Origin of the sequence: Desulfitobacterium sp. (assembly GCF_035539115.1) — a bacterium.
Taxonomy (GTDB): Bacteria; Bacillota; Desulfitobacteriia; order Desulfitobacteriales; family Desulfitobacteriaceae; genus Desulfitobacterium_A.
Genome location: NZ_DATLJA010000085.1, coordinates 1 through 6,790 on the forward strand (window position 1 = coordinate 1; position 6,790 = coordinate 6,790).

General features: G+C 46.1%; 7 protein-coding genes. 1 reads left to right on the forward strand and 6 read right to left on the reverse strand.

The genetic code is table 11. The annotated features are described in order from the left end of the window. Window positions 1–343: 343 nt before the first annotated feature. Both selD and selA read right to left on the reverse strand, forming a co-directional pair. A complete protein-coding gene (selD, locus tag VM640_RS13575) occupies window positions 344–1,411 on the reverse strand; it encodes a selenide, water dikinase SelD (RefSeq protein ID WP_325393103.1) in 1,068 nt (355 codons plus the stop codon). 178 nt (window positions 1,412–1,589) lie between these two features. Further along, a complete protein-coding gene (selA, locus tag VM640_RS13580; RefSeq protein ID WP_325393105.1) occupies window positions 1,590–3,002 on the reverse strand; it encodes an L-seryl-tRNA(Sec) selenium transferase in 1,413 nt (470 codons plus the stop codon). A 131-nt stretch (window positions 3,003–3,133) separates the two neighbouring features. Here selA and VM640_RS13585 point away from each other — a divergent pair, with 131 nt between their 5' ends. After that, the gene (locus VM640_RS13585; RefSeq protein WP_325393107.1) at window positions 3,134–3,331 is read left to right on the forward strand and encodes a hypothetical protein; all 198 of its coding nucleotides are present in this window, start codon (window positions 3,134–3,136) and stop codon (window positions 3,329–3,331) included. Window positions 3,332–3,465: 134 nt separating this feature from the next. Here VM640_RS13585 and VM640_RS13590 read toward each other — a convergent pair whose 3' ends face one another. The 4 genes from VM640_RS13590 to VM640_RS13605 form a co-directional block, all read right to left on the reverse strand. After that, entirely contained in the window at window positions 3,466–4,041 is a 576-nt protein-coding gene (locus VM640_RS13590; RefSeq protein WP_325393109.1) for an adaptor protein MecA, read from the reverse strand. A gap of 102 nt (window positions 4,042–4,143) precedes the next feature. Continuing rightward, the gene (locus VM640_RS13595) at window positions 4,144–5,247 is read right to left on the reverse strand and encodes a DUF362 domain-containing protein (protein ID WP_325393111.1); all 1,104 of its coding nucleotides are present in this window, start codon (window positions 5,245–5,247) and stop codon (window positions 4,144–4,146) included. A 28-nt stretch (window positions 5,248–5,275) separates the two neighbouring features. Next, window positions 5,276–5,713 (reverse strand): hypothetical protein, encoded by a 438-nt coding sequence (locus tag VM640_RS13600; protein WP_325393113.1) that lies wholly within the window; start codon window positions 5,711–5,713, stop codon window positions 5,276–5,278. Between the two features lie 60 nt (window positions 5,714–5,773). Beyond that, window positions 5,774–6,346: a DUF5714 domain-containing protein gene (locus VM640_RS13605; protein ID WP_414647998.1), complete on the reverse strand. Its 573-nt coding sequence runs from the start codon at window positions 6,344–6,346 to the stop codon at window positions 5,774–5,776. Window positions 6,347–6,790: the final 444 nt, after the last annotated feature.

Below are 6,790 nucleotides of genomic sequence, written 5' to 3' on the forward strand. Positions count from 1 at the left end.
TAAAGAAAACCCGGCTTTCGCCGAGCATAGCGAGAACGAAAGCCGTTGGTTGCACTTATGCTATCTGCCCTAAACTTATACTTTCTGTTAGTATAAAGAAAACCCGGCTTTCGCCGAGCTTTGCGATATAGAAGACTTGGCCAGCGCCAAAGCGATGGCCTTAGTCGCCTTATCCTGCCGAACTTAACTACTTGCATCGCAGGAAAGCGAAAACCGCTGGTTGCACTTAGAGTTTATCTGCCAAAAATTTATACTTCTGTTAGTATAAAAAAGGCTTTGCAAAACACGTCGTTAAACTGACATTTTGCAAAGCTTATATCTTCTTCCACTGTCTCGTTTCTTTTTATTTCAGGCCTACCTTGATTAACCCTGGTTCGCCCGACTCAACCCTGCCAATCACAGCTGAAGCAAGGGTTTTGCGCGTCCGCAAAGCTTCGATCAGAGATTCCAGACGCTCCTCCGGAACAGAAATCAGCAACCCACCCGAGGTTTGGGCGTCACAGCAGACAACTTGTAATTCCTCAGGAACCTCACTGGCGAACTCTACTTTATCGGAAAGATAATCCCGATTCGCCAGCGACCCCCCAGGAATGGCCCCTTTCTTAAGACAATCCCAGGTGGCGGCAAGGACAGGGACATTTTGAGCTTGAACTTGCGCTTGGACGCCGCTCCCTTTCATCATTTCGTAAAGATGCCCGAGCAAACCAAAACCCGTGATATCCGTTAACGCATTGACCTTAACCTCAATCGCTGCTTCAGAGGCAGATTTATTAAGCTCAGCCATAACTCGGATAGCTTCCTGCTCACTCTCGGACGATACCAAACCACGTTTGATTCCCGTGGTAATAATCCCGATCCCTAACGGCTTAGTGAGCACAAGATAATCTCCTGCTTGAGCCCCGGAATTGGAAAGCAATTTTTGAGGGTGAACTACACCTGTGACTGAGAGCCCATATTTCGGTTCCTGATCATCGATGGAATGTCCCCCCACCAGAACCGCGCCCGCCTCCCGAATTTTATCGTAGCCTCCTTGCAAGATTTGGGCAAGGATCGACTTATCTAATTTATCAATCGGGAAGGCCACCAAGTTCATAACCGTTAAGGGCTTGGCACCCATCGCATAGATATCACTGAGAGCATTAGCGGCAGCAATCAGGCCAAAGGAATAGGGATCATCGACAACCGGAGTAAAGAAATCGACAGTTTGGACAATCGCTTGTTCCTCATTTAACTTATAAACCCCGGCATCATCATTGGTATCAATTCCCACCAATAGGTTAGCATCTTCCACATTTTTCGGTATATGACGCAAAACTTGCGCTAGGTCCGCCGGACCGATCTTACAGCCTCAGCCCGCTTTACTAGAATATTGCGTCAGGCGAATTTTATCTCGAGTATTTCCTAATTGCATCGCCAAAGTTCCTCCTTAATCTTTTCCTCCAAAGGTTGTCTGATCTTCGATTGATAACCTTATTTCAGATTAATCTATAACGAGATAATTATAAACGGTTCGCTAAGAGCATGCAAGTTTAGGAAGTTTAGGAAGTTTAGGTAACGTATCTGCCAGCAGATCTCAGCAACTATCCTTGTCACTGCGCTCGTGTCCATTGGCTCATGATACCCAGGATTTCCTCTCTATCCCCTTCCAATAAAGTACGCGGGTCAAAGAGTATCCAATCCTTCTTGATCCGGCTCAGCACCGGAACCCCTGTCGTTCGTAAGAACTTCTCTAACTCGAGAACACTTCCTTGCAGCGGACGAACAGCACAAACCCACGTGGGCAACTCTTCAGTCGGCCAGGCGCCACCACCAACCTGGGAAAAATCTGCTTGCAGTTCCACTTGAAAATGGGCTAGTTTCGTAATCCCGTCTTTTAGAAGATCTGCCTCTATCTGCAGCTCAGGTTCTGGTTTAGAAAGCATCCTCCAAACCGGAATTTTAGCGACCTCTTCTCGCTCGTAAAGCCTTAAAGTTCCTTCGAGCGCCGCCAAAGTCAGCTTGTCGATTCGCAGTGCTCGGGTTAATTGATTACTTTTCAATTTCTCGATAAGCTCAGGTTTTCCGACAATAATTCCGGCTTGCGGTCCCCCGAGCAATTTATCACCGCTAAAGGTAACTAAGCTTAAGCCTGCCTGTACAGCCTGAGGAATCGTCGGTTCCGGGTGGAACCCTAAAGTTGACCCATCGAGGAAGCTCCCACTACCTAGATCCTCAACTACTGGCACGTGAAATCTTCGACCCAATTCGACGAGTTCCTGACTTGAAACGGAATGCGTAAATCCTTCAATCCGGTAATTACTCGTATGGGCCTTAAATAGCATCCCAGTCTCCGGATGGATTGCCTCTTCATAATCTCGTAACCAAGTTCGATTCGTGGACCCGACTTCCACGAGGTCTGCGCCGCCGGCCTTCAGTACCTCGGGAATCCGAAAGGATCCTCCGATTTCCACAAGCTCACCCCGGGAAACGATTACTTCTCGCCCTTGGGCAAAGGTATTCATAACCAAGAGAACTGCCGCCGCATTATTGTTCACGACCATTGCTGCCTCTGCACCTGTAAGCGTACAAAGTAGTTTTTCCACATGAACATAACGCGAGCCCCGCTCTCCAGTCTCCACATTGAGTTCCAGATTACTATATCGCTCCGCCTGCTCGGCCACAAAGGCAGCCACCTCTGGAGCAAGGATCGCCCGACCACAATTGGTATGGAGGACCACTCCAGTTGCATTAATCACGTGCCTCAAACTTGTCGGTTGTTTACGGAGCGCCCTGCGCACTGTTTCCAAAAGCCAAGGCCAGATTTTACTTTCCTCCAGCATCTCCTCCTGCCCGGATAGGACGATTTCCCGAGCTCTTTGCAAACTCTCCCGGATCAATTGCGTCAAACGATGTTTATCGCCATCATTCGTCAAAAATGCAGTGAATTCTTCCATCTCTTCAAAGCGAGCTTGGACTTCATGCACTGCGGGTAACGCTCTCAGTAAGGATTTCAATCGTTCCACCCTCAGACACTCCTCAATTTTTTATTCTTAACTCGACTTATTTTCCCTCGTCTCGCCCGCACTCTTTTTAGGATTTCGACATTGGTTTTGTCCTATAATTGCTGTACACGCTAGACAGGAGGTATCACCCTATGCCGTCATTTTCCTCAGACCACGAACAACCGCATCAAAAATCCGGTGTCGTTCTTCTTTTTGAAACTAGTGCTGCTAAGAAGCGACCCCAAATCTGTATCTTTTGCGGCAAAACCCATCAGCTCCAAACCTTCAGGGGAAAAACTGTTTGCTCTGCCTGCCTTCACCGCATTTCTGCTCTCTTTATCTGCGGCTAACATAATTATACCGAAATTCCGGGGGAAAAGAAACTTTTGGAAAAATTGTCAAGAGAATAATAAAAGGGGATGCCCCAAGCTAAAGATAAATTTCTCAGCTATTGGGTCATCCCTTTTCTTTGAGCAATATTCAGTTAAAAAGTTTTTTTCAATGTTTGGATCGCTCGTACATCCATGATGATCTGCCCATGTTCTTCTAAGAACACTTTGGAAATGTCAACAATCTCACCGTACTCATCCATGAGTGCTTCGGCATATTGTTTTTTCTTGCCTGTCCCAAGATGACTCACGGCCAGATAGTACTCCCCTTCAAAAATAAAGAGGCTAGACCGCACTCGAGGAAAATCAGGAAACCGTTTAACAGCAGCTAACACATCCTCGAAATCAGCAAATACATAGATCCATTCGAGAACCCGTGGACGCTGCCCACGCTTTTTCTCTTTCCCTTTTGTTGGCATCTCGATAGCATCGTCTTGCCGCATAACAGTAATAATGAATTCATCGTTTGCAGCTGCGGTTGCCTGAATCCAAAAGGGTTGGTCAAGGTTAAACTCCACTTCTTCCCTTGCCTGCGCGATCAATTCCCAAAATAACTGCTCTGATTTCGCCGAACGTTGGAATAAGTCGGCCATCGAAATATCGCGATCAGCAAGTTCAGTAAAGGAGATGAAGATGCGGATTGTACTCTCATTAACCTTTTGTATGCGCATAACCTCCACCTCTCCTTCCCTAGTCTATACTTAGTTTATTCTAATAATATCATATTACGACTAGTCTTTGTTGGGTAAAAGATTTTTTTCTCAGCATTTTTCTTAATCTAGAGAAATCAGCGTATATTGGCGGCTTCCTAAGCCAATTTTTTCTCCATAGGCAAGTTGAACTGACCAATCTACATCCGGATGAAGGACTCGGAACTTATCCGTTTCGTCATGATGCTCCCCTAAAAGAGAATGCGGATTACCGTTCGCTTGGTTCACTAGATCCACGGCTGCCTGATCAATCGCAATGGGGTCGGTTGAGGCTAAGATGCCGATATCCTGCACGATCGGAATATCATTCCACCCCACGCAGTCACATAGCGGAGAAACGTTATTGACAAAAGTGATAAATCCAACCTTGCCTTCTTTTCCTTTTAAAACTCCTGCCGTGTACTCGGCAATTTTTTCTTGAATCACATCAGGCTCAGTTTTCCAGTTCACAGCGATGGCCTTATGGGGACAAGTCACAGCGCACTCCCCACAGCCGATACAAAGCTCTTGATTGATATGAGCCTTTCCTTCAACCGTAATCGCTTGAGCAGGACACCACAGCTTACATTTTCCACAAGCGATGCAAATTTCTTCATCCACAGTCGGCAAAATGTCAGAGTGTTGTTGCTGTTTACCGGCGCGACTACCTAATCCCATGCCTAAGTTCTTCAGAGTTCCACCGAAACCTGTTGCTTCATGTCCCTTAAAGTGGGTGATCGTGATTAAGGCATCCGCATGCACTGCCGCACTGCCGATTTTCACCTCTTGGAAGTGTTTCAAAGCCACCGGCACAGATACATAGTCTTTCCCATTTAAGCCATCGGCAATCACGAGAGGAGCCCCGACCACCGAATAATCGAACCCATTCTCGATAGCGGTTTCCAAGTGATCCACGGCATTCGAACGGGACCCTACATAAAGGGTATTGGCATCTGTCAGAAAAGGACGCCCTCCCTTCTTTTTAACTTGATCTACAACCCGCCTTACAAACTGAGGGCGAATATAAGCTAAGTTCCCTCGTTCCCCAAAATGCAATTTAAGCGCCACTAAATCTTTAGGCGCAATCCCCTCTAAGATCTTCGAACGGTTTACTAATCTTTCGAGCTTAGTGAGTAGGCTTTGCCCATTCTTAATCTGAAAGTTTGTAAAATAAACCTCAGCACTCATCTGTGCATCACTCCTCATCCATGAACTTTTAAGGCAAAACTTCACACTGATAGACTATCAGATGATTTGGTAAAGCCTTTATTTTGACTTGGTCCTCGATATTAAGGGTTTTATAGGTCTGGTAATCTACCCATAGAGTTAACGGCTCTGTTCCCCTTTTGACTTGAATGCTATAGGGATTCGCTGAGCTGTTGGTCAAGGACTTTCCTTGAATCTCACCTTGAATTACCCCAGGTTGATCAAACCAGTCCGGATTAGCCAGGTTAAACATTAAAAGGTAGGCCCCTAAAATTCCTAACCAAAATCCCACTCTGGGAATAATGAGCAACCGGCCCCACCTTTTATAACGTTTAAGATCGTTTCCTACCTTCCAAAGGAGGCGAGCAATGATAAAAATTGTGATGCTGCTCACAGCTAAAACGTCTAGCCACGTTATCTTCCAAAGGTAGATATAATAATCAAGCATTTTCCACCCCAGGGCACACCTCGTACCATAAAGACATTATAGGATGTTCTTCGCCACGGGTCAACGAGGAAAATAGGGGCATTCTGTTTTGAGGCATTGCTGATTGCGCCAAAAATCTTTACAGACTGGAACTTCATGAGCTTCTGCGGGAAATTGGACGACGCCATCCCGCTCAAGAATTTTCATGGCTGCACGCAACGCTGAATAGGTGCTTCGCTTACAACACCTTGGTCCATCATAAGCACCAACACTCTGTAAAATTTCCCCTGTATCCCGATTCGTCTGTCCCCATGTTTCCTTACTGAGAGGGGTCAGACCTCGAAATACGCTAAGTGCAATCCCTGTACCAAGCGCAGCTCCACACGCTCCCCAGCTCCCACAACTTCCCCCCGGAACCTGTTTGGCGCGAAGCCAAGCATTTTGCATTTGCGTATCTGTAATCTTTACGCCAAGGTTCTTGAGCGTGGTCAATAAAACCATCGGGATCATCAGATGGTGTTCAGGACCATGCATTTGAAAAACGGGTGAAGCCATAATTTCACGAGCAAGCGCGACCGGATTCGTATTTGAACTGGTTTCGAGAATAATCTTAATGATTTGATTGGAATCAGCGCGGTGACATTCATCGCAAATATAATGATTATGCGCACAGGAAATGCTACTTGAGAACTCTTTTTTGCAATAAGAACAAGTATAAGTCCGAGCATTCTCTGAATAAATCAGTTCTTCGCCGCAAATCATGCATCCTTCAGTATGCTTCTTCCCCGTTAACTGTAGACTAAGCGAGTTATCCTGAGTATTTCCTAAGTCGATCGGAATCATCTGAACTCCTCCTAAAACACACCTGTTTTTTGTCAAATGATTATACCCACTCGGGGTATATTTTACCCTTAGTATATCACGATCCTCGCTTACTGCCTATAAACAAACACTCAGATAAAGAAAACCCGGCTTTCGCCGAGCATAGCGAGAACGAAAGCCGTTGGTTGCACTTATGCTATCTGCCCTAAACTTATACTTTCTGTTAGTATAAAGAAAACCCGGCTTTCGCCGAGCATAGCGAGAACGAAAGCCGTT

Excerpts from the sequence above, each read along its gene's own strand:
- VM640_RS13585 (WP_325393107.1), top strand. The coding sequence starts at position 3,134 with ATGCCGTCATTTTCCTCAGACCACGAACAACCGCATCAAAAATCCGGT.
- VM640_RS13590 (WP_325393109.1), bottom strand. The coding sequence starts at position 4,041 with ATGCGCATACAAAAGGTTAATGAGAGTACAATCCGCATCTTCATCTCC.
- VM640_RS13595 (WP_325393111.1), bottom strand. The coding sequence starts at position 5,247 with ATGAGTGCTGAGGTTTATTTTACAAACTTTCAGATTAAGAATGGGCAA.
- VM640_RS13600 (WP_325393113.1), bottom strand. The coding sequence starts at position 5,713 with ATGCTTGATTATTATATCTACCTTTGGAAGATAACGTGGCTAGACGTT.